This is a genomic window from Dokdonella koreensis DS-123 (genome assembly GCF_001632775.1).
Classification (GTDB): Bacteria; Pseudomonadota; Gammaproteobacteria; order Xanthomonadales; family Rhodanobacteraceae; genus Dokdonella; species Dokdonella koreensis.
Map to the genome: position 1 here is coordinate 2947924 of NZ_CP015249.1, position 21999 is coordinate 2969922.

17 protein-coding genes and 1 tRNA gene are annotated in these 21999 nt (G+C 70.1%); 9 read left to right on the forward strand and 9 right to left on the reverse strand.

Annotated elements, in window-relative coordinates:
* Positions 1–11 precede the first annotated feature (11 nt).
* The 3 genes from I596_RS11990 (at position 12) to I596_RS12005 (ending at position 4823) form a co-directional block, all read left to right on the forward strand.
* Entirely contained in the window at positions 12–1385 is a 1374-nt protein-coding gene (locus I596_RS11990; RefSeq protein ID WP_067648191.1) for a TolB family protein, read from the forward strand.
* A gap of 179 nt (positions 1386–1564) precedes the next feature.
* A complete protein-coding gene (locus tag I596_RS11995) occupies positions 1565–3631 on the forward strand; it encodes a tetratricopeptide repeat protein (RefSeq protein ID WP_150132134.1) in 2067 nt (688 codons plus the stop codon).
* A 211-nt stretch (positions 3632–3842) separates the two neighbouring features.
* Positions 3843–4823, forward strand: coding sequence for a hypothetical protein (locus I596_RS12005; RefSeq protein ID WP_150132135.1), 981 nt, complete (start codon positions 3843–3845; stop codon positions 4821–4823).
* A 273-nt stretch (positions 4824–5096) separates the two neighbouring features.
* Here I596_RS12005 and I596_RS12010 read toward each other — a convergent pair.
* Positions 5097–5172: transfer RNA gene (locus tag I596_RS12010), tRNA-Phe, on the reverse strand.
* Between the two features lie 205 nt (positions 5173–5377).
* On the opposite strand from I596_RS12010, the gene I596_RS12015 reads away from it, so the two are divergent.
* Together I596_RS12015 and I596_RS12020 are read left to right on the forward strand one after the other, a co-directional pair.
* Positions 5378–6478 carry a ribonuclease D gene (locus I596_RS12015; RefSeq protein WP_223303825.1) on the forward strand — a complete coding sequence of 367 codons (1101 nt, stop codon included), beginning with the start codon at positions 5378–5380 and terminating at the stop codon, positions 6476–6478.
* 93 nt (positions 6479–6571) lie between these two features.
* Complete coding sequence (locus I596_RS12020) at positions 6572–8236, forward strand: isovaleryl-CoA dehydrogenase (protein ID WP_067648204.1); 1665 nt, start codon at positions 6572–6574, stop codon at positions 8234–8236.
* Between the two features lie 63 nt (positions 8237–8299).
* On the opposite strand, the gene I596_RS12025 is transcribed toward I596_RS12020, so the two are convergent.
* Positions 8300–8869 carry a glycine zipper 2TM domain-containing protein gene (locus tag I596_RS12025; protein ID WP_067648207.1) on the reverse strand — a complete coding sequence of 190 codons (570 nt, stop codon included), beginning with the start codon at positions 8867–8869 and terminating at the stop codon, positions 8300–8302.
* 200 nt (positions 8870–9069) lie between these two features.
* On the opposite strand from I596_RS12025, the gene cysS reads away from it, so the two are divergent.
* Positions 9070–10467 carry a cysteine--tRNA ligase gene (cysS, locus tag I596_RS12030; protein WP_067648210.1) on the forward strand — a complete coding sequence of 466 codons (1398 nt, stop codon included), beginning with the start codon at positions 9070–9072 and terminating at the stop codon, positions 10465–10467.
* Positions 10451–10894, forward strand: a complete 444-nt coding sequence (locus tag I596_RS12035; protein ID WP_067648213.1) for a SufE family protein — start codon at positions 10451–10453, stop codon at positions 10892–10894. Before cysS ends, I596_RS12035 begins: the two co-directional genes overlap by 17 nt.
* 61 nt (positions 10895–10955) lie before the next feature.
* Here the strand turns inward: I596_RS12035 and phoU are convergent, their stop codons facing one another.
* The 4 genes from phoU to I596_RS12055 are packed head-to-tail and all read right to left on the reverse strand — an operon-like array spanning position 10956 to position 14833.
* Complete coding sequence (phoU, locus tag I596_RS12040; RefSeq protein WP_067651876.1) at positions 10956–11678, reverse strand: phosphate signaling complex protein PhoU; 723 nt, start codon at positions 11676–11678, stop codon at positions 10956–10958.
* A gap of 23 nt (positions 11679–11701) precedes the next feature.
* Entirely contained in the window at positions 11702–12508 is an 807-nt protein-coding gene (locus I596_RS12045; RefSeq protein WP_083965549.1) for a phosphate ABC transporter ATP-binding protein, read from the reverse strand.
* 7 nt (positions 12509–12515) lie between these two features.
* Positions 12516–13778 carry an ABC transporter permease subunit gene (locus I596_RS12050; protein ID WP_067648216.1) on the reverse strand — a complete coding sequence of 421 codons (1263 nt, stop codon included), beginning with the start codon at positions 13776–13778 and terminating at the stop codon, positions 12516–12518.
* The gene (locus I596_RS12055; protein ID WP_067648219.1) at positions 13775–14833 is read right to left on the reverse strand and encodes a PstC family ABC transporter permease; all 1059 of its coding nucleotides are present in this window, start codon (positions 14831–14833) and stop codon (positions 13775–13777) included. Before I596_RS12055 ends, I596_RS12050 begins: the two co-directional genes overlap by 4 nt.
* A 135-nt stretch (positions 14834–14968) precedes the next feature.
* Here I596_RS12055 and I596_RS12060 point away from each other — a divergent pair, with 135 nt between their 5' ends.
* Both I596_RS12060 and I596_RS12065 read left to right on the forward strand, forming a co-directional pair.
* Positions 14969–16105 carry a glycosyltransferase family 4 protein gene (locus tag I596_RS12060; RefSeq protein ID WP_067648230.1) on the forward strand — a complete coding sequence of 379 codons (1137 nt, stop codon included), beginning with the start codon at positions 14969–14971 and terminating at the stop codon, positions 16103–16105.
* A complete protein-coding gene (locus I596_RS12065; protein WP_067651882.1) occupies positions 16105–16662 on the forward strand; it encodes a phosphatase PAP2 family protein in 558 nt (185 codons plus the stop codon). The genes I596_RS12060 and I596_RS12065 overlap by 1 nt, the downstream gene beginning before the upstream one ends.
* Positions 16663–16682: 20 nt before the next feature.
* Here the strand turns inward: I596_RS12065 and I596_RS12070 are convergent, their stop codons facing one another.
* The 3 genes from I596_RS12070 to I596_RS12080 form a co-directional block, all read right to left on the reverse strand.
* Positions 16683–17375, reverse strand: a complete 693-nt coding sequence (locus tag I596_RS12070) for a hypothetical protein (RefSeq protein ID WP_067648232.1) — start codon at positions 17373–17375, stop codon at positions 16683–16685.
* A 142-nt stretch (positions 17376–17517) separates the two neighbouring features.
* Positions 17518–19200: a hypothetical protein gene (locus tag I596_RS12075; protein ID WP_067648235.1), complete on the reverse strand. Its 1683-nt coding sequence runs from the start codon at positions 19198–19200 to the stop codon at positions 17518–17520.
* A 280-nt stretch (positions 19201–19480) separates the two neighbouring features.
* Positions 19481–21880, reverse strand: coding sequence for a winged helix-turn-helix domain-containing protein (locus I596_RS12080; protein ID WP_067648238.1), 2400 nt, complete (start codon positions 21878–21880; stop codon positions 19481–19483).
* Between the last annotated feature and the right edge of the window lie 119 nt (positions 21881–21999).

A 21999-nucleotide genomic window follows, 5' to 3' on the forward strand; every position in this document is an offset into this window, starting at 1 on the left:
GAGGACACCGCGTGCTCGCAGCATCGCTGCTCGCCATTGCTGCGTTCGCGTTCGGCGCCGCCACCGCGCTCGCGGCCGAACCCACCGTGATCGTCTCGCTGCCGGACCGGCAGAGCGGCAGCGGCAACGGTGGCCAGGCACTGCCCACGGCCACGCTGTCGCATGACGGCCGCCATGTCGCGTTCACCTCGCGCGCCTCGGGCCTCTCCGATCCCGAGCCGAATCCGAACGACCAGGATGCCGACGTCTACCTGCGCGACGTCGCGCTCGGAACGACGATCCGCATCAGCAATCCGGCCGACGGCGGCGACTATGCGAACGCGGGCAGCGGGTCACCGCGGATCTCGGCGAACGGCCGCGTCATCGCCTTCCTTTCCTCCGCGAACGATCTCGTCGCAGGCGACGAGGTCGATTCGCAACCGAGCATCTTCCTGCACGATCTCGACACCCACCGCACCGTACGCATCGACATCACCAACGGCGGCCCCACCGCGCACCTGGGAAGCACCGGACCCGCGCTGTCGGCCGATGGCGGGCACGTCGCCTTCCACTCGAAGCTCGCGAACCTGGTGGACGGCGATGTCGTCGACGACCTCGACGACATCTTCGTGCACGACGTCGCGGCCGGCCTCACGACCAAGATCACGGCCGGTGCGAACGGCTTCAGCAATTCGTCTTCGATCGCAGGCGATGGCCGCCGTATCGCGTTCACGAGCCGCGCGAGCAATCTTTCACCGCTCGACACCGACGGCTCCGACGACGTGTACGTGTACGACCGGGACGCCGATACGATGATCCTCGCCAGCGTCGGCCTCGGCGACGCCGAGCCGGACAGCTACAGCCGCAGTCCCGCGATTTCCGCCGACGGGCGCTTCGTTGCCTTCACCAGTCATGCCACCAACCTGGTCGCGGGCGACGCCAACGGATTCGTCGACGTATTCGTACGCGACCTCGAACTCGGTGTCACCGAACTGATTTCGCGCGGCCATGACGGCGCGGGCGCGAACGAAGCCTCCTATGCGCCCTGCATCTCGGCCGACGGCCGCATCATCGCCTTCCATTCCGACGCCAGCAATCTGGTCCCGGGCGACATCGTCACCATCGACCCGGACGAGGACCGCGACGTGTTCATATACGACCGCGACACCGGTTCCCTGCGCATCGCCAGCGTCGCCTTCGACGGCGGCCCTGGCGACGACTACGCCGAGAACTGCGGCGTATCGGGCGACGGCCGCTACGTCGCCTACGAATCGGAAGCGACCAACCTCGTCGAGGACGACCCCAACGGCGACCTCAACGACATCTTCCGCGTAGCTACCGGCGGCGACACGATCTTCACCGAGGGCTTCGAGCACCCGTCCCCACCCGCGGACGGCACGCCGTGAAGCATGGCCGCTTTTCCGTCCCCGGCAACCGCCGGCCGCGGGCGGGTGCCGGACATGCGGACCTGATGACGATTCGCGCTTCTGCGCTGGCCAGGTGAGCGGCGACGCGGCCGCTGGCCCGAGTCACCGCGCGATCCCGTGTCAGTGAGAACCGATCACCGCACGGACCTCGCCCGCCCATGACCTCGCCACGCCCGATCGTCCCCATGCACCGGCTGCTCGGCGGCATCGTCCTGCTGCTGCTCGCCGCGCTCGCACTGCTGCGCTCGTCCATCGGTACGCAGCTGGACGGCTTCACCGTGGACGAGCCCTGGCACATCGTCGCCGGAACCGCCTATGTGCGCGGCGGCGAGCGGCACCTGAATCCCGAGCATCCGCCGCTGGTGAAGCTGTGGGTGGGCGCGGCGATGCCGGAGGATTTCCGGCTGGGCCCCGAACCCGAGCTGCGCGAGAAGGCGCAGGAGCGCGAATGGGTCGAGAAGACGATGTTCCTGGACAACGACGCCGACCGTGCGCAGCAGCGCGCGCGCATCGCGATGTGGGGTTTCCACGGGTTGCTGCTCGCCGCGCTCGGGGTGCTGCTGTGGCGCGCCGCGGGCTTCGCCTGGGCCGCCGGCACGCTCGCCTTTCTCGTGCTCGAACCGACCATCGCGGCCTACCTGCCGGTGGTGATGACCGATGGGCCGCTGGCCCTGACGTTGACCTGCGCCGTCGTCGCCGCCGGCATCCTCGCGGCGACCTGGCAATGGCGCTGGGTCGCCATCACGGGAACCGCAGCGGGGCTCGCGCTGGGCACGAAGCACTCGGCACTGGCGGGACTGCTGGGCGTCTGGCTGGTGCTCGTCGCCGGCATGTACGCGGGACTGCACCACGGCGGCCTGCGTGAACTGCTGCGCCGCAACGGCCAACTGCTGGCCTGCGCGGCGCTGGCCATCGTGGTGCTGTGGGCGCAGTACGGCTTTCGCTTCCACGCCGATCGCGACGGCGGCGATGCCTTCAACCGGGCGCTGGACGACAAGATCGCCGAGGTGGCCACGCCGTCGTTGCGCGGTGCGCTCGAAGTCGCCGACCGCCTGCACGTGCTGCCCCGCGCCTATCTGTGGGGCCTGGCCGACACGGTGCGCACCGGGGTCGAAGGCCGGGGCTGGCCGGTGCATCTGGTCTGGGGCCACCGCTACGAAGGCCGCACGCCATGGTTCACCTGGCCCGCGATCCTCGCCGCGAAACTTCCGCTGGCGCTCTCCGCGCTGGCATTGCTCGGCGTCGCCCTGTTGTGGCGCACACCCCTGCCTGCGACCGTGCGCTGGATGCTGGCGGCCTTGCTGGCCGCGAGCGTGATGCATCTGGCCGCGCTCGCGATCTCGCCTGCTGCCTGGGGCGGCGTGCGCCATGCCACGCCCTTGATCGCGGCGGCGGCGGTACTCGGCGGCGGCGCGTTCGCGGAAGCCTGGCGGCGGCGGTCACGCACGCTGCTGGCGGGCTGCGCCGTCTTGCTCGCCGCCGCCTTCGCCATGACGATCCGCGAACCGCGCCTGTGGGAATACCACAACGAACTGGCCGGCGGCAGCGCCAACGCCTGGCGCTATTTCAGCAACGAAGGGCTCGACCTCGGCCAGCGCTTCAACGAGATCCGCGCCTTCCACGACCGCGAGATCGCGTCCAGCGGCCAGCCGCTGTACTCGGGCGTGTGGCTGGTCGAAAGCCAGATACGCGCGGCGCGGCTGGCCTACCGGCCGCGGGTGGAAACCCTCGACGACACCAACGTGGACGGCGTCTATGAAGGCTGGTTCGTCTACGCCAACACCGATCGCCTGCCCTTGCCGCAGACGGACTGGGATCCGGAGGAGGTGTTCAAGGACCTGACCCTGGTGGCGCAGCTGGGCAACGTGGGCATCTGGCACGGACGGCAGGTGCGGCCGAAGACACGCGCCTCCAGCCTCGCGTTCCGCGTGATGGAGTACCTCTACAAGGAGAATGGCAAGGACTGGGCGCTGGTGGCCAGGCGCCTGGAAGAAGTCGCGGCGCTGATGCCCTACAAGGTCGATGCGGGCGTGGAGCTGGGCAATGCCTACCTGCGCCTCGGGCAGCGCGACGCCGCGCTTGCGGCGTATCGGCGCTTGCTCGAACAGAAGAAATTGCCGCTGGATGCGAAGGTCGCCGACCAGCTGCGCGCGCACATCGCACGCATCGAGAGCGGACAGGCGCTCGCGACGATCGAGCCGATGCGCAATCCGTGGATGGAATGAGGCCGGAGGTTCATTCCGCTCCACGGGACCGGTGCATGTCGCCGCAGGCCGCCATCACCATCTCGTCCTGGAAAGCCCGGCTGCGAACGCGCCTGGCCCGGATCGGCGGCCTTTCCCGTAGCCCAGCAAGGAGCGGTGCACTCGGCGCGCTGGAGCGACGGGAGCCGTCGGCATCGCCCCGGATGCGCAGCACTCGCCCTGCCTGGGCGTCGTGCACGCGCACGCAGAAAACCACCGCACAGGCCCACACCATGCCCTGGGAGACACCGCCATGAACATCCTCCGATCCGTCTTCGTCCTCGCCAGCCTGCCCACGCTGGCCCACTGCGCGGACAAGCAAGCCGCCTTCACGCACGCGTTGCAGGTCGCCCTCGACCAAGGCGATACCGCTGCAGTCGCGAAACTCGCCGATCTGACCCACGCGCCGGCGAGCCTGCGCTTTCTCCTGCTCGACAGCGCCCGCGAATGCGGCAGCGTAGCCGCCTGCACGGTATCGCTGGCGCCGATCGACGCGGCGCGGCAGAGCCAGATCGCCGAGGCCGCGGCTAAGGGCGGCATGACCGCACCGGCCGTCGTCGGCACGGTCGTGGTCGAAATGAAGCGGACGGACGGTACCGGCTCCGACACGATGCGCCTGCCCTACGGCGAGTACGGCGGTGCGTACAAGCTCGCCACGCTGCACTACACGCCCGAGCAGCTTGCCGCGCAACGCGCGCGCACGAACGAACAACTGGTCGAGGAACTGTTCGAGCGCGGCATCTACGACATGCAAAGCGGCGAAAAGCGCACCGATTGGGCCAAGGCGGCATCCAGACTGCCGGCCGGCGGCGGTGCCCCCGGCGCTGCATTGGTCGAGCAGACCCGCGCCCTGGCCGCTGCGGTCGATGCAAACGATCCTGACGCGGCGGCGCGCGCGGGCGATCGCTTCGTCGCGCAGGTCCTCGCCGACACGCGGCCGAACGGCGAGCCCGTTCCGCTCGCCGAACGCCAGGCCCTTTTCGCCACGCATGCGTTGCGCTTCCTGCGCGACGTCGTCGTCAAGGAGGGCTGGCAGCTCGGCAACAACGCGGTGCTGGTCATCGAGGCCAAGGACGGCATCGGCTGGACCGTGCGCGGTCCGGTAGTCCTCAATCGCATGGACGATGCCTGGATACGCAGCAGCGAAAACACCGTGGAGTATCCGGCGCAATGAAGACCGCGGAGGCGCACCGCACCCATCCGGCCCCGATCCGCTCTGGCCGGCGCCGACACGCCTGCGGGTTCTGAAACACATCCTGCAGCGTCACGGACGATGAAGTCATTCGCCCGCCCAACCGCAGCAAAGAGAGACCAGGCGGAATCGGGCCGGCACCCATCGTCCGAACCGCCTGTGCGGCGGCCCCGGGCAGGAGGCGAGAAATCCCGCTGGACAGCAAACATCGAGCACAAAAAAACCGGCTTGAAAGGCCGGTTTTCTTGTATGAAATGGTGGCCGGGGACGGAATCGAACCGCCGACACGGGGATTTTCAATCCCCTGCTCTACCAACTGAGCTACCCGGCCATTGAAGCGGCGCTGCCGCCGTGCGCAGCGAAACCTCGCGGCGCGCCCCGCCGGCGGCGGCTCGAAGCGGATGCTGGCCGGCCCTGCGGGGCGCGCAATCCTACAAGGTTCCGCAGCGGCTGTGAACACCCGCAGCGAAAATCGTCGTTCCAGGCTGCCCCGGCACTTGCTACCCTCCGTGCTTGTCCGACATGAGGAACAGGCATTGGCCGACTGGATCGACCGCAACGAAGCGTTGCGCGACATGGCGGGGACGCTACCGGCGCTGATCGGTCTCGACACCGAGTTCATGCGCATCGACACCTTCTATCCGAAACTGGCGCTGGTGCAGCTGGCCTCCGATTCGCGGACCGCACTGATCGATCCGCTCGCCGTGGACGACACCGCCCTTTTCGGCGAGGCGCTGGCGGCTCCGGAACGGACCTGCATCATGCACAGCGCCAGCGAGGACCTGGAAGCGCTGACGAACATCGTGCCGCGCGGACTGGGCTGCCTGTTCGACACGCAGATCGCGGCCGCTTTCGCCGGACTCGGGCCGGGGCTCGGCTACCAGCGGCTGGTCCACGAGCTGACCGGCGTCGAGCTGCCGAAGGCCGAGACGCGCTCGGACTGGCTGCGGCGGCCGCTGAGCGCCGAGCAGCTGGAGTACGCGGCCCAGGACGTGACCCATCTGGCGGACCTGCACGGGCAGTTGTCCGAGCGCCTCGCGCAGCGGGGCTATGCCGGCTGGCACGCGGAAGACTGCCGTCGCATGGTCGAACGTGCCCGCCGGCGTGAGCCCGATCCGCAGCCGCAGATGGCGCTGCGCGGTGCGGCGGGCTGGCCGCTGGAGAAGCAGGCGCTGCTGCGCCGGATCCTGCTGTGGCGCGACGTGACCGCCCGCGCGATCGACCGGCCGCGCTCATGGCTGCTGGACGACCCGCACGCCCTGGACCTCGCCTTCCGGCCACCGGCGGACGGCGAGGAGCTGCACCAGCGCAGCAAGGGATTGCGCGCGTTGCGAGGACCGCAACGGGCGGAGTTGCTGTCGGTGCTCAACCGCCCGCTGGAAGCGGCCGAGCGGGACATCGACCCGATCCCGGCCTTGCCGACCTCGGCCGACAAGCGGGTGATCGCCGCACTGAAGGCCTTCGTCAACACGACGGCGCTGCAGCTGGACCTGCCCGAAGGCCTGCTCTGCGCGAGACGGCACCTGGAATCGCTGCTGGCGACGCGCCGCTGGCCCACGGCGCTGGAAGGCTGGCGGCGGCAGGTGTTGTTCGACGGCCTCATGACGCGGCTGCCGGACGGCAACAGCGAGGCCTGAGCGCCGGCCGGCCTTCCGGTTGGCGAAGCGGGACGCCCGCATGAACGCAGCGCCGACATCGGCCGCACATCCCGGCCGCCTGGGAGACCGCCCATGAACACCGCCGACCGTTTCCGCACCCATACCGTCGAGAACCAGCCGCCGCCGCTCGCCCCCTATGACGCGTGGGCGACCGACCTGCCGCTGCGCGAGGCCATCCGGCGCGAAGGCGGCGGCTGGGCCGAGGATCACCTGGCAGCGTTTGGACCGGTCGCGGGCGGCGAACTGATGGAGCTGGGCGTCCTGGCCAACGAGAACAAGCCGCGGTTCGTGCCCTTCGATCGCTACGGCCACCGCATCGACAGCGTCCAGTTCCATCCGGCCTATCACGCGATCATGGCCCTGGGCATCCGGCACGGCGTGCCCAGCTTCGCCTGGCGCCATGCCGAACGGACCGGCGCCCACGTCGCGCGTGCCGGGCTGACCTACCTGCACAACCAGCCCGAGCAGGGCAACAACTGCCCGCTGACGATGACCTACGCGTGCGTGCCGGTGCTGCGTCACCAGCCGGCGCTGGCGCGGGACTGGCTGCCGCGCGTCACGGCGACCGAGTACGACGGCCGCTTCGTGCCCGCCTGGGACAAGCCCGGCAACACGATCGGCATGGGCATGACCGAGAAACAGGGCGGATCGGATGTGCGTGCGAACACGACCCGCGCCACGCCGATCGGCCAGGCCGGTGCCGGCCAGCTCTACGAGCTGGTCGGCCACAAGTGGTTCTTCTCGGCGCCGATGTGCGATGCCTTCCTGGTGCTCGCCCAGGCCGGTGCCGGCCTGTCCTGCTTCCTGCTGCCGCGCTTCGCGCCGGACGGCAGCCTCAACGCGATCCGCCTGCAGCGGCTGAAGGACAAGCTGGGCGACTGGAGCAACGCCAGCTCGGAGGTCGAGTTCCAGGGCGCGCTGGCCTGGATGATCGGCGAAGAGGGTCGCGGCATCGCGACGATCCTGGAAATGGTCGCGCTGACCCGCCTGGACTGCCTGATCGGCTCCAGCGCGATCATGCGCCAGGCCCTCGTGCAGGCCCTGCACCACGCCGTGCACCGGCGCGCCTTCGGCCGGCGCCTGATCGACCACGCGCTGATGCGCAACGTCCTGGCGGACCTGGCGCTGGAGTCCGAGGCGGCGGTCGCGCTGACGATGCGCGTCGCGCGGGCGGTGGACGCGGCATCGCGCGACGCCGGCGAAGCGGCTTTCGCCCGGCTGGCCACCGCCTTGGGCAAGTACTTCGTCTGCAAGCGCTGCCCGCCGTTCGTCAACGAAGCGCAGGAATGCCTGGGCGGCGCCGGCTACGTCGAGGAATCGATGCTGCCGCGCCTGTATCGCCAGGCGCCGCTGAACTCGATCTGGGAAGGCAGCGGCAACGTCCAGTGCCTGGACATCCTGCGGACGCTGGAGCGGGAGCCCGCCAGCCGGGAGGCCTTCTTCGCGGAACTCGACGAGGCCGGCGACGGCCACGCCTTACTGCGCGAGGAGGCCGCCCGCCTGCGGAACCTGCTCGCGCAGACCCAGGACCGGGAACTGCGTGCGCGCTTCCTGGCCGAGCGCATGACGCTCGCGCTGCAGGCTGCCTTGCTGCTGCGCGCCGGCCACACCGCCGTAGCAGAGGCGTTCTGCCGCTCGCGGCTCGGTGACGAGGCGGGGCGCTGCTACGGCACGCTGCCGGCGACGGCCGACCTGGGAACCCTGCTGGGCCGCGCCTGGCCGGCGGCGGCCGATTGAACCGGCTCGCCGGTGCCGCCGCAGGACAGCGCCCGGCGGCGGCGATCACACGGACGAGACGCCCTAGTCGGCGGGCGTGACGCTCACGCGCACGCGCATGCGCTCGCCCGGGTCGTAGTCCAGGCGCGACATGAAGACGTCGCCGCGGTAGCGATACTGGACGTCGTATCCGGCGATGCGCCGCTCCTCGAACGACTCGCGAACCGTGCGGCAGTGCGTCTCGGTATCGGTGTAGTAGCGGTCGTTGCGGCCGCCGATGTTGTTGCCGATGGCGCCGCCGGCCAACGCGCCTGCGACGGTCGCGGCCTTGCGGCCGTCTCCCTTGCCGATGGTGTTGCCGAGCACGCCGCCGACGATCGCACCGAGCACGGTGCCGCCTGCCCGGTTGCCGGTTTCCCGCTGCTCGACTTCGGCCTCGTAGCACTCCTCGCGGGGGCGGGAATTCCTGATCTGTTCATAGATCGGGTCCACGCGCAGCACGTCGGCCCATACGAACTTGACGTTGTCGTCATAGCCCTCGCCGCCGCGTGACGCCTCGTACGGAGGCGGGGGCGCCTCCTGGGCGACCGCCGGCCGGATTCCAAGTCCACCGATCAGCACGACCGACAGACCCGAAAGTACAAACATCTTCATTTGAATCTCCGAATCGGGGGTGGCACGTCGCCCATGCGATACGGATGTCGCACGGGCCGTGACCATATTTGCGCGGAATTACAGCACCGGATCCCTGAATCGCCGCCCAAGATACTGCCGGATCAGGAGTTTTTACAATCCCGAAAGAGGCCCCCCGGCAAGCTGCTATGATGCGGCGAAGCAACAAAATCCCCGTCCGAATGAGCCTACGCCTGCACAATTCCCTGACCCGGCAGACCGAGGAATTCGTTCCCCAGGATCCGGCCCGGGTCACGATGTACGTCTGCGGACCGACCGTCTACAACTACGTCCACATCGGCAATGCCCGGCCCCCGGTCGTGTTCGATCTTCTGGCGCGCTTGCTGCGCCGCCGTTACAGCCGCGTTGTCTACGCCCGCAACATTACCGACGTGGACGACAAGATCAATGCCGCCGCGCTGCAGGCCGGCGTGCCGATCGGCGATATCACCGATCGCTATGCCCGGGCCTACCACGAGGACATGGCCAAGCTCGGCGTGGCCCCCCCGGACATCGTCCCGTACGCGACGGCGCACATCCCGCAGATCGTGGCGATGTGCCAACGGCTGATCGACACGGGACATGCCTACGAGGCCGAGGGCCATGTGCTGTTCGACGTCGGCAGCTTCCCCGACTACGGCCGGCTGTCCGGCCGCTCGGCCGAGGACATGATCGCCGGTGCCCGCGTCGAGGTCGCTCCGTACAAGCGCAACCCGGCCGACTTCGTGCTGTGGAAGCCCTCCACGCCCGAGCTTCCCGGATGGGACAGCCCGTGGGGACGGGGCCGGCCGGGCTGGCACATCGAGTGCTCGGCGATGGCCGCCGCGCACCTCGGTGAAACGATCGACATCCACGCCGGCGGCAACGACCTGCTGTTTCCGCACCACGAGAACGAGATCGCCCAGAGCACCTGTGCGCACGGGGGCAAGGTCTTCGCGCGCTACTGGCTGCACAACGGCATGCTGAGCATGGAAGGGCGCAAGATGTCCAAGTCGCTCGGCAACGTGCTGGTGCTGCACGAACTGCTCGACCTGCATCCGGCCGAGTCGCTGCGGCTGGTGCTGCTGAAGGCGCACTACCGGCAGCCGCTGGACTGGTCCGAATCGGCCATCACGCAGGCCACGCGCACGCTGGATGGCTGGTACGGCGTGCTGCGCGACCTGGCGGCGATACCGACCGAGACCGCCCCGGTCCCGGCCGAGCTGGAAGCGGCGCTCTGCGACGACCTCAACACGCCGGCGGCGTTCGCCGTGCTGGCTGGCCTTGCGGACGCCGCTCGCAAGGCGACCTCGGTCGAGGAGAAGCGCACAGCCAAGGCCGACCTGCTCGCGGCGGGCGAACTGCTGGGCGTGCTGCAGCAGGATCCCGAGGCCTGGTTCCAGCAGGCGGCGGGCGGGCGGACGATCGATGCCGGCTGGGTCGAATCCCTGCTCGAGCAGCGCCGTGCCGCGCGTGCCGCGCGCGATTTCGCCACCTCCGACCGGATCCGGGACGAGCTGGCCGCCAGCGGCATCCTGATCGAGGACGGCGCCGGGGCGACGCGCTGGAAAGTGGCGAAGAACGATGACTGCCCGGCCTGACAGCGTGATCGAAGACACGGCCGAAGCCGCCCAGCTGGCGATCGCCGAGGAATTCGCGTTCTTCGGCGACTGGACCGAGCGGTACCAGTACCTGATCGACCTGGGGCGCAAGCTGCCGCCGTTCCCCGAAGCGCTCAAGACCGAGGAGCACCGCGTCCAGGGCTGCCAATCGCAGGTATGGCTGGTGGCCGAAGGCGATGCGCAGGCGCTGCGGTTCCAGGCGATCAGCGACTCGGCCATCGTGTCGGGCCTGATCGCATTGCTGCTGCGCGTCTACTCGGGACGGTCGGCAGCACAGATCCTGGCGACCGAACCGCGCTTCATCGAGGCGATCGGCCTGGCCAAGCACCTGTCACCGACGCGTTCCAACGGCCTGGCCGCGATGCTGGCGACGATCAAGCACAAGGCAGCCGCAAGCGCCGGCTGATCCACGCACGCGGGCGCGCCCCGCGAATCGCCGCGGCGCCCATCGCCGCGCCCGGCGAGGCTCACTCCGCGGCCGGGTCCTCGTTGCGCGCCAGGCCGGTGTGCCGCACGTCCTTGCCCCGCACCAGGTAGAGCACGTACTCGCACAGGTTCTTGCAGCGATCGCCGACCCGCTCCAGCGAGCGGGCGGCCCACAGCCGCTCCAGTTCCCGCGGGATCGCGTCGGGGGTCTGGCGCATCCGGTCGGTCAGCAACGCCAGCAGGTCGCGATAGCGCGCGTCGATCCGGCGGTCGCGGCGGATGACGTCCAGCGCCAGGCGCTCGTCCAGACGAGCGAACGCGTCCAGCGCTCCCCGCAGCATGTCGCGCGCCTGCACGCCGAGGCCGGCCAGGGCCGCTGTCGGCTCCTCGCCATGGCTGTCCTCGCCGACCAGGCCTTCGGCGATGCGCTCGATGCGCTTGGCCTCGTCACCGATGCGCTCGATGTCGCCGAGCATCTTCATGACGGTCAGCACCAGGCGCAGGTCCGAGGCGGCCGGCTGCCGGCGAGCGAGTATCTGCGTGCACTGGCTGTCGATCTCGATCTCGGCGGCGTTGATCTGCTCCTCGCGCGCCGTCACCTCGGCACCCAGCCGCGCGTCGCCGTCGGTCAGCACGCGCAAGGCCACCGCCAGCTGCTCTTCGACCAGGCCGCCCATCGCCAGCACCTTGCGCCGCACGTCCTCCAGCTCGTTGCTGAACTGGCGCGAGATGTGCGGATTGAGATGGGTGTGTTCGGTCGACATCGGCATCGGGATGGAACTCCAGGTCAGCCGTAGCGACCGGTGACATAGTCCTCGGTCTCGCGGCGCAGGGGATTGGTGAACAGCGTATCGGTGTCGTTGACCTCGATCAGCCGGCCGTCGTTGAGGAACGCGGCGAAGTCCGAGACGCGCGCGGCCTGCTGCAGGTTGTGCGTGGCCAGGACGATCGTGCAGCGCCGCCCGAGCTGGCGCAGCAGTTCCTCCAGGCGCAGCGAGGACTGCGGGTCGAGCGCAGCGGCCGGCTCGTCCATCAGCAGGACGTCCGGCTGCAGGATCAGCGCGCGCGCGATCGCCAGTCGCTGCTGCTGGCCCGGCGCCAGCGTCAGGGCCGGCTCGTCCAGCTGCGCGGCCACCTCGTCCCACAGCGCGACGGCACGCAACGCCTCCTCGACCGGGGCGTCCAGGTCGCGGCGACGGCGCAGGCCCAGCAGGCGCAGGCCGTAGGCCACGTTCTCGTAGACCGACAGCGGGAACGGGTTCGGGCGCGGGAACACCATGCCGATGCGCCTGCGGACCTCGTGCGCGGGCCAGTCGGCACCGCGGACCGGGACGCCGCGCAGCAGGACCTCGCCGTGCATCCGGCTGCCGGGAACCTCCTGGCTCAGGCGGTTGAGGCAGCGCAGCAGGCTGGTCTTGCCGCTGCCGCTGGGTCCGATCAGGGCGGTCACGCGCCCGGCCGGAATCGTCAGGCTGACATCGTGGATCACCTGCCGCGTCTCGTACCAGAGCGAAAGCCCCTGCGTCTCGACGATCCTTTCCAGGCCGTCGAACAGGCGCGGCGCGACCGTCGTGTTCGTCAAAGGGGTGGACATGTTCGTTTCATGATTCGAAGGCGCGATAGCGGTCGCGCAGCCGTTTGCGCACCAGGCCGGCGGCCGCGTTGAGGGTCAGCACCAGGCCCACCAGCAGCAAGGCGCTGGCGTAGGCATGGGGCACGCCGACCAGCGCGTCGGGACTGGCCAGGGCATTGTCGTAGACGGCAAAGCCCAGGTGCATGAACTGCCGCGAAGGATGCAGGTACGGAAACTCGGTATCCAGCGGCAGGCTGGGCGCCAGCTTGACGACGCCGACCAGCATCAGCGGCGCCACCGCGCCGACCGCGCGCGCGATGGCCAGGATCCAGGCGGTCAGCAGCGCCGGACGCGCAAGCGGGAGCAGCAGCGCGCGCAAGGTCTCGCCCTGCGTGGCGCCGAGCGCCAGCGAACCCAGGCGCTGCGCGACGGGAATGCGCGCCAGGCCTTCCTCGACCGTGACGACGACCACCGGCAAGGTCAGCAGCGCCAGGGTCAGCGCCGCCCACAGCAGGCCGCCGGCGCCGAAGGTCGGCACCGGCAGGCGATCGGCATAGAACCACCGGTCGATGCTGCCGCCGATGCCGTGCACGAACAGGCCCAGGCCCAGCACGCCATAGACGATCGACGGCACGCCCGCGAGGCTGCCGACCGCGCCCCGCACCAGCCGGCCGATCCGGCCAGGGCCGGCATAGGCATGCAGGTGGATCGCCGCCGCGACGCCGATCGGCATCACGATGACGCTCATCAGGAGGACCAGGACCAGGGTGCCGGCGAGCGCCGGCAGCATGCCCGGCCCCTCGCCGGTGCCGCCGGCCGCATAGGCGCGCAGGTTCCTGCCGAAACTGGCCACCTTTTCGCCGAACGACAGGGCATTGCGCGGATCGGCCGCGACGATATCGGTCGCGCCCGGTTCGGGCGCCTGCGCGGCGCGGCGGTAGCTGCGACGGCCGTCCGCGTGGAGCAGCACCCAGGCGTCGGCGGGACGATCCACCTGCAGGACCTCGGCACGCCGGACGCGCACGTAGCCGTCGCTCGGCCGTGCCGTTTCACTGGTTCGCAGGATCCAGGCGTCGCCCTCCTCCAGTGCGATCTCGCCGAGCAGCCGCTGCTGGTCGCGCAGCACGAGCTCGACGACCGGCTGCGGCCAGAACGGCCCCAGTCCGGCCCGGACCAGCACCACCACGATGCCGGCTGCCAGTGCGATGCACAGCGCCAGGCACGCGGCCGACAGCCAGACGCCGACGTCGCCGCGCAGCTCCGCGCTCGGCAGCGGACGGCCGGGCCTCATGAGGAAAGCCGGCCGCGAATGCGACCCGCCGCGAAGTTGCAGGCGAAGCTCAGCAGGAACAAGGCCAGCGTCGCGAACAGCAGCACCTGCCAGGCGAGGCTGCCGCGCTCCGCGCCCGGCAGCGACAGCGCCAGCTCGGCGCTGAGGCTGCGCAGGCCATCGCGCGGATCCAGGCTGGCGATCGGCGTGTTGCCGCTGGCCATCAGCAGCACCATCGTCTCGCCGGTGCAGCGCCCGAACGCCAGCAAGGCCGCCGCGACGAGTCCCGGTGCCGATGCCGGCAGCACCAGCGAGCGCAGCGCCTGCCAGCGCGAAGCGCCCAGCGCGATCGCGGCATCGACATGGCGATCCCAGGCGGCCTGCAAGACCTCGCCGATGACCGCGCAGACCAGCGGAATCGCCGCCACGCCCAGCGCCAGCCCGACCAGGAGGCCGTTCCATGGCGTATCCACCGCGATCGCATCGACCAGCGGATCGAGGCCGACGATCACGCCGGCGACCAGCACCAGCATCGGCAGCACGATCAGCGGCAGCCAGGACCGGCGCGCGCGCAGCGGCCGGCCGAAAACGACGGAGACCACGAGGACGGCGGCCAGGGCGACGGCGGCGAGCACCAGCAAGGTCGCGACGTGCGACCGCAGCCACGGCGCCAGCCAGGTCAGCGCGATCAGCCCGAGCACCACGGTCGGGATCGCCGCCAGCACATCGAGAACCGCCCTGAAACCCGCGCGCCAGCGGCCGGTGGCGAAGCACACGATATGGATGGCGGTGCCCAGTCCGATCGGGAACGCCACCAGCACGGCGATCAGGCCGGCCTTCAGCGTCCCGGCCAGCAGCAACAGGAAACGGCCGCCGACGCCCTCGGGCATGCGCGCATGCGGCAGCAGCTCGAACAGCAGGAAGGCCGGGATGACCAGGATCGAAAGGACCACGATCGCCGCGCCGGTGGCGGCCAGCAGGCGTCCGAAACGCTCGCGCCGCCGCCGCACGGCGTGCCGTTCCTGCGCGATGCGCGCGACCGCTAGGGCAGGATTCGGACGCAGATCGGCGGACATCGAAGCACGCTAGGCATTGGTTGTGACAGGAAAATGACATCGTGAAGCCTGCGTCATCGCTGCGCAACAAAAGCGCAACGCCCGCGAAAGGACCACCTGCCAGCCTGCCGTCGGCTACCCGCAGGCCTCATCACGATGCATGTCGCACTCGTCACCGAAACCTGGCCCCCCGAGATCAACGGCGTCGCGCTGACCGTCCACTCGCTGGCGACGGGCCTGAACAGCCTGGGCCACCGGGTCGAGGTCGTGCGGCCGCGGCAGTCCGACGAGGAGGCCATGGAAGGGCCGGCCGGCATCGAGCAGGTGCTGGTGCGCGGCGCGGCCCTGCCCCGCTATCCGGGGCTGCGCTTCGGCCTGCCGGCCCGCCACACGCTGCTGCGGCGCTGGCGCATGGAACGTCCCGACGCGATCTACGTCGCCACCGAAGGTCCGCTCGGCGTCAGCGCGATGACGATCGCGCATCGCCTGGGCATTCCCGCCTGCACCGGCTTCCATACGCGCTTCGACGACTTCGTCCGCCACTACGGCCTGGGCTTCCTGACGCCGGCCGTGTTCGCCTGGCTGCGCCGGTTCCACAACCGGGCCGCGGCCACCCTGGTACCGACCGAGGAACTGGCCCAGTTCCTGCGCCGGCACCGCTTCCGCAACGTGCGATTGCTGCACCGCGCGGTCGATACGCGGCTGTTCGATCCCCAGCGACGCGACGAGGCGCTGCGCGCGCACTGGGGCCTGACGCCCGACCAGCTGGCCGTGGTGCACGTCGGCCGGATCGCGCCGGAGAAGAACCTGGACCTGCTGGTCGATGCCTTCCGGGCGATCCAGCGGCAGCGTGCGGACGCCCGCTTGATCCTGGTCGGCGACGGACCCGCGCGGGCGGGCCTGGCCCAGCAGCATCCGGACATCGTCTTCTGCGGCCTGCACCGCGGCGAAGACCTGGCGCGCCACTACGCCAGCGGCGACCTGTTCCTGTTCCCGAGCATCACCGAGACCTTCGGCAACGTCACGCTGGAAGCCATGGCCAGCGGACTGGCCGTGGTCGCCTACGACTACGGCGCCGCCCGCGAGCGCATCGCCGACGGCCGGACCGGCGTGCGCGTGCCGTTCGACGACGCCGAGGCCTTCATCGCCGCGTCGACCGCCCTGGCCGTCGACGGGGAGACACGCCGCCTGATGGGACGCTCCGCGCGCACGGCGGTCGAAGGACTCAACCCGGCGTCGGTCACCAACCGCTTCGTCGAACTCCTGTCCGACCTCTCGCTGAGGGCCGCATGATGAGCGCACTGGAATTGTTCCAACGCTTCGAGGCGCGCAGCGGCGAATGGCGCCTGTGCCAGCGCGCCAACCGCTGGGGTGCCCGGCGCGCGGCCCTGGCCTTCTTCGGCGCCGTCAGCCGACTCGGCGACGGGGTGTTCTGGTACGTCCTGATGGGCCTGCTGCTGCTGAGCGGCACGGCACGCGGGGCCGCCGCCGCCCTCAACATGGCCCTGGTCGGCATCGTCGCGCTCATGCTGTATCGGGGCCTGAAGCGCTGGACGCGCCGCCCGCGCCCGTTCCGCTCGCACGGCGGCATCGTCGCGCACATCGCGCCGCTCGACGAGTTCAGCTTCCCCTCCGGTCACACGCTGCACGCGGTGAGCTTCACGACCGTCGCGATCGCCTACGTGCCGTGGCTGGCGGTGCTGCTGATTCCGTTCGCGCTGCTGGTCGGCGCCTCGCGCGTGGTGCTCGGCCTGCACTATCCGAGCGACGTCATCGCCGCAACGCTGATCGGCATCGGACTGGGCACCGTCTCGCTGCGGCTGGCCGCCTGGATGCTGCCGGTCGTCTAGGGCACGGGCCTTCGGCGTCCTCAGTCGGGTTCGAAACCGTCGACGAAGATCGGATCGGCATTGCGCCCGATGCGCAGGTTGTCGATGCGCACGTCGAAGTCGGCGAAGCCGTAGAACATGCCGGGTTCGAGCGTCGTGAACGCCAGCTCCTCGACGTGGCCGAGCACGTCGGCGAACGTGACGCCGGCCGGCAGCTGCGGCTCGAACGTGACCGGATCCTCCGCACCGGAGCCGCCCCAGCCGGCCGGCAGCTCGACCGCGCGCGGATCGAAGCTGACCGTATAGGTCGCCCAATCCTGACCGGTCTCGAGCAGCGCGAGCGGATACCAGACCGACGCCCATGGATAGCCGCCCTGCGCGAGGCTGTGGCTGCGCACGTCCAGGACCAGCGTGCGCGGCACCGGCGTGCCCAGCATCGCGATGCTGTCGACCTTGACGTCGATGCTGATCGTGACCGACGCGGCCGTACCGTAGTCGCCGAGGAAGGCCGGATGGGACTCGGTCCGGAAGCTGATGCCGAAGTCATTGAAGACGGTGTGCGCATGCGCGCCGGGGTTGCCGCCTTCGGGCTCGATGGTCGTTGCGCCCCCACCGCCCTGAGGGCCCGACCAGCCGGCCCAGCCGTCGTCGAACGTCACTACCGCCGTCTGCGCCGCGGCCAGCCTCGCCGTCAGCAGACAGGCACCACCCCAACAGGCCATCGATCGCCGCATCGCCGTTTCTCCCGTCGAGAAGGCCGATTGCGTGCGTCGGCCCGGTCCAGACAGGACGCCGGGCGCGGCGGCAGCGTCGCAGCAGGGTGGCGCCGCGCCCTCCCGGACGTGGCGCCACCCTGCCGGACGGTACCGGCAGCCGTCAGTCCTGATCGAAGCCGTCGGCGAACAGCACGTCCGAGGGTTGGATCGGACGCATCAGGAACGCGCGGCCGGGAATGTCGTCGTGGATGCCGATGCCGACGATCTCACCCCGGTTGTTGATGCCCAGCGGGTGAGCCAGCTCGGTCCAGGATGCCTGCACGACCGGATCGGTAATCAGCGCCTTGAGGTCGTACTTCTGACCGGCGATCCACAGCCAGCCGCGGTTCGGCGTCACCGACCAGCCCAGGAAATCGTCGCGGCCGACGACCCAGTCGTTGTCGTTGATGCCGCTGGCCACGCCGGGGCCGTAGTCCGGCACGGGGATCACGCCCAGATCGACGATCGAACCGTCGGCGTTCCACAGAACCGTGCGCGAGCGCCAGTCGTCGGTGATCGAGTAGCCCACAACCTTGCCGTGCAGGTTGATGTCGCGAATCTCGGAGGTCCGCCCCAAGGTGTCGAGATAGCGCATATTGCCGCTGGCGCTGTCGTAGACCCAGCCGCCTATGCCGCCGCCGGGCAGCGCGCCCCAGCCGGCGACTTCGCCCTTCTCGTTGATCGCCTCGGCCGCACCGGCGGCGATCCGGGTTATGCCTTCCTCGCGGGTCCAGAGGAAGGCGCCAATACCTTCGCCGACGACCTGACCGGCGGAGTTGACGTCCCAGGCCCACGAAGAGGTATCCGCACCCGGGTTCAGGTCGACCATGCCGCTCTCTTCCGACCAGAAGAAGGCATGCGCCACGGTGCCGGGGAAGTTGCTCAGCGGTGCCATCGAGTAGCCGACTAGGTAGCCGTTGTCGCTAATGCCGCGGGCGATGCCATGGTCGAATTCGATCGCCGGGTTGAGCGTGCCGATGTAGCGCATGTGGCCGTCCTGCCACAGGAACGGCAGTTCGACGAACTCGCTGTTCATGGCGACGCCGGATACCGCGCCGGCCTCGTTGATCGCCAGAGCATTGGCGAAATCGCCGCCGAAGGTGCCGAGGTCGATGATCTCGTAGTTCGGTGGCGTCGACGGCTGGCCGTCACCGAGCACCAGCCGGATGTTGTCGATGCGGACGTCGAAGTCGCTGGCGTCGTAAGGCTGATACGGCTCCTGGCCGGTGATCGTCACCTCGTTGACGTTGGCCATGACGTCGGCGAAGGTCACGCCGGCCGGCAGTGCAGGCTCGCCCGTCACCGGATCACCGCCACCGGTGCCCCCCCAGCCAGCCGGCATCTGGACGGCGCGCGGATCGACGGTGACCGAGTAGCGGGTCCACGGCTGGCCGGCCGCCAGCGTTCCCAGGCGGTAGTACACCGACGCGTTACGCGTGAAGTTGCGGAAGTGCACGATCAGCGGACGCTCGACCGGCTGACCGGCGGTATGGATCGACTGAACCTGCAGATCCACGCCGAAGGTCAGCGAGGCGTGCTGCGTATGATCTCCGAGGAACGGCGAGTCCGAACCGAAGATGTCGTCGATGTAGTAGTCCAGCCCCCACACCTGGGCGACGGTATGCGCATGCGCGCCGGGATTGCCGCCCTCCGCTTCGACCGTCGTGCCGCCGCTCGACGCGCCCGGCGCATTCCAGCCCTCCCAGCCTTGGTCGAACGTCACCACCGTCGTCTGGGCCGACACGGCGGCCGACCACAGCCCGGCCACGGCCACCATTCCCAGCACCTTCTGCTTGACCTGCATTGCGACTCCCCGTTGCTGTGTTGATCGAATTCGACGCCGGGCGCCGCTGCCGGATACGCAAGCGGCCTGCCTGAACGAGGCGTCGGCGCCGGAGTGTCAAGGCCGGCCCGGAGAGAAGCACTCCAAAGCCCGGCTGGAAACATTCGCCCGGCTTTCGGAAAACACTCGGAAAACTTTCTCTTCAATCAAAACAACACATTGCGTTCACACCGCCGTCATCGAGCCGCGCCGAGGGCGAAGCACGAACCGCCGCGAGAACCGCAGCGCCGGACGCCGGCGCCTACGAGGGATCGGCCGACGTCCGCCGTTCTCCCGGCAAGGCCCGCTCGCCGGCCAGTTGCAGCGCGCGCTCGGTGGCCTGCCGGGCGGCCGCGGGGCGATCGAGGGCGCGGTACAGGCGCGCCTGTGCCCAGGCGACGCGGAAATCGCGCTCGCCCCAGGCCGCGATGCGGCCGACCACGGCCCCGGCCCTTTCGGTGTCGCCGCTGTCGATCAAGGCCAGCACGTACGGCTGCGCGATGGCGATCGTGTCTTCCGGAATGCCCAGGCGCTGGATGCGCTCGAGGGCGGCTTCGAAATGCCGCAGGGCCTGCTCGCGGCCGCCTTCGCGCCAGGCCTGTTCCGCCTTGGCCTGCTCGGCCCAGGCCGAGCGCCAATCGTCGGACGGGGTTTCGAACCAGGCCACCAGCCGCGCGGTCTCGGCGGCGGCGACGTCGGTGGCACCGGCACGCCGCAGGGCGCGCAGGCGCACCATCCAGGTCAGCGGGTAGAGGCGGCGGTCGTTGCTGAACCCCTCCAGCGCCGGCGACAGGGCCGATTGCGCGATCCGCGCGACCTCCTCGTCGGGCTGGCCGCGGCCGGCGGCGATCTCGGCAGCCAGGGCCAGGGCCACTGCACGCGTCGCCGCATCCTGTCCGGCATCGGCCTGGCTGCGGATCTGGGCCAGCAGCGCATCGGCCTCGGTCAAGCGCCCCACGGCCGCCAGCACCTGGGCGCGCACGGCGATCGCCTGCCAGCGCTGCCGTTCGTTGGCGACCTGCGTCTCCAGCGGCCAGCAGCGGTCGATCGCCGCCAGTGCCTGGTCGGTCTCCAGCAGTTGCAGGTAGGCGCGCGCCAGCATCATGCGGCTGTAGGTCAGTTCCTCCTGCGCACCGAGCCGGGAGAAGCGCCGCTCGACATCGAGCAACCGCGGCACGGCATCGCCCGGCCGGTAGTGCAGCAGGTCGATCGATGCGCGATTGGCGTCGACGTGGGCGACGCCGAGCAGGTTGCCCGCGCCCTCGAACTTCGTTCGCGCCTGGCCGAGCCGGGTGGTCGCCTCGTCGCCGCGCCCCTCCATCTCGGCCGTCAGGCCCAGGCCGAGATAGGCCAGCCCCAAGGCCGAATCGTCATGCCCCTGCAGCACGCGCTCGGCCTCCTGGTAGGCCTCGCGGGCGAGGCCGGGCTGGTCGCGGCGCACGTAGATCGCGGCCAGCGTATTGAGCACCTTTCCACGCAGCGTCGACGTGGTCGGGACACGGTCGAGCAATTGTGTCAGGCGCTGCTCGGCCTTGGCGTACTGCCCGCCGCGCAACTCGATGTTGGCCAGCATCCAGCCGATCTCGGGGTGATCGCGCAGTTCGGCCGGCGCCTGCTGGATCAGGTTCTCCGCCAACGCGTTCTGGCCGGAGAGCGAAGCGGCATTGACGCGCTGGGACAATTCCTCGAGTGCGTGCTGCGGCTGCTCGCTGCCGAGCGGCGGCGCGTGACCGAGCTTGATCAGCAGCGAATCCACCGCGCCGCGCGCGGCGCTGAGCACGTCGTCGGACGCGCCCACCGCGATCAGATCCTGACCCCGCCCGGTGGCGTGCAGCCGCACCTGCCAGGTGGTCGCGTCCTGCTCGACCCGCGGCTCGATCCGCAGCGCATCGGCAGGGATCAGGTCGGCGCCCGGTGCCTCGCCCTGCCCGGTCTGGGCGCGCATCAGGCCGACGACGTTGTCGCTCGGCATCGTCGGCACGCCGGCCGTTCGCAGGCGCGTGGCGACCAGGTCCATGATGCCCAGCCGCAACCAGGCCCAGTCGGCCGGCGCGCTCACCGACGCCGGCCATACGATCGTCAGCGCACCACTCCCGGCGACCGGCGGCGGGATCGCGGTCGAACCGGCCACATTCGACGCCTGCCGGCCGGCCGGCCACCCCAGCACGATCGCGACCGCAAGGGCCAGCAGGCCGATCGCCACCGCCAGCAGCCAGACGCGAAACCCCGCAGGCCGGCCGGCCGAAGCTGCCGCCGCTGGTGCGGGCAGCGCGGCCGGCGCCAGGCCGGACCCGCTCTCGGGCGCGGCCTCGGTTGCGCGTACGGAAGTCGATTCGATCGGGGTCTCGACCGTGGTCTCGGCGACGAACCGATAACCGAACCGCGGCACGGTGCGCACGAACTGCTGCTCCCGGCCGGTATCGCCCAGGGCGCCGCGCACCCGCACGATCGCCTGGCCCAGCTGCGTATCGGTCACGTCCGAGCGCCCCCAGATCGCCGCGATCAGCTCGTCGCGGCCGATCGCGCGATCGCGATGCTCGACCAGATAGGCCAGGCAGTCGAACGCGCTGCTGGGCACCACCAGCCGCTCCGCGCCGGACCACAGTTCGCGGGCCGCGGCGTCGAGCCGGAAAGTGCCGAATCGGTAGACGTGACGGGTCATCGAGCCCACGTGTTGGAAGCTGCAGGCAAGTGTAGACGACGCCGGCCCATCGGACGGTCGCAGCAGCTGCGGTACCGGCGCCCGGAGCACCGCGCTCCGGGCAGGTTGTCGAGAAACGG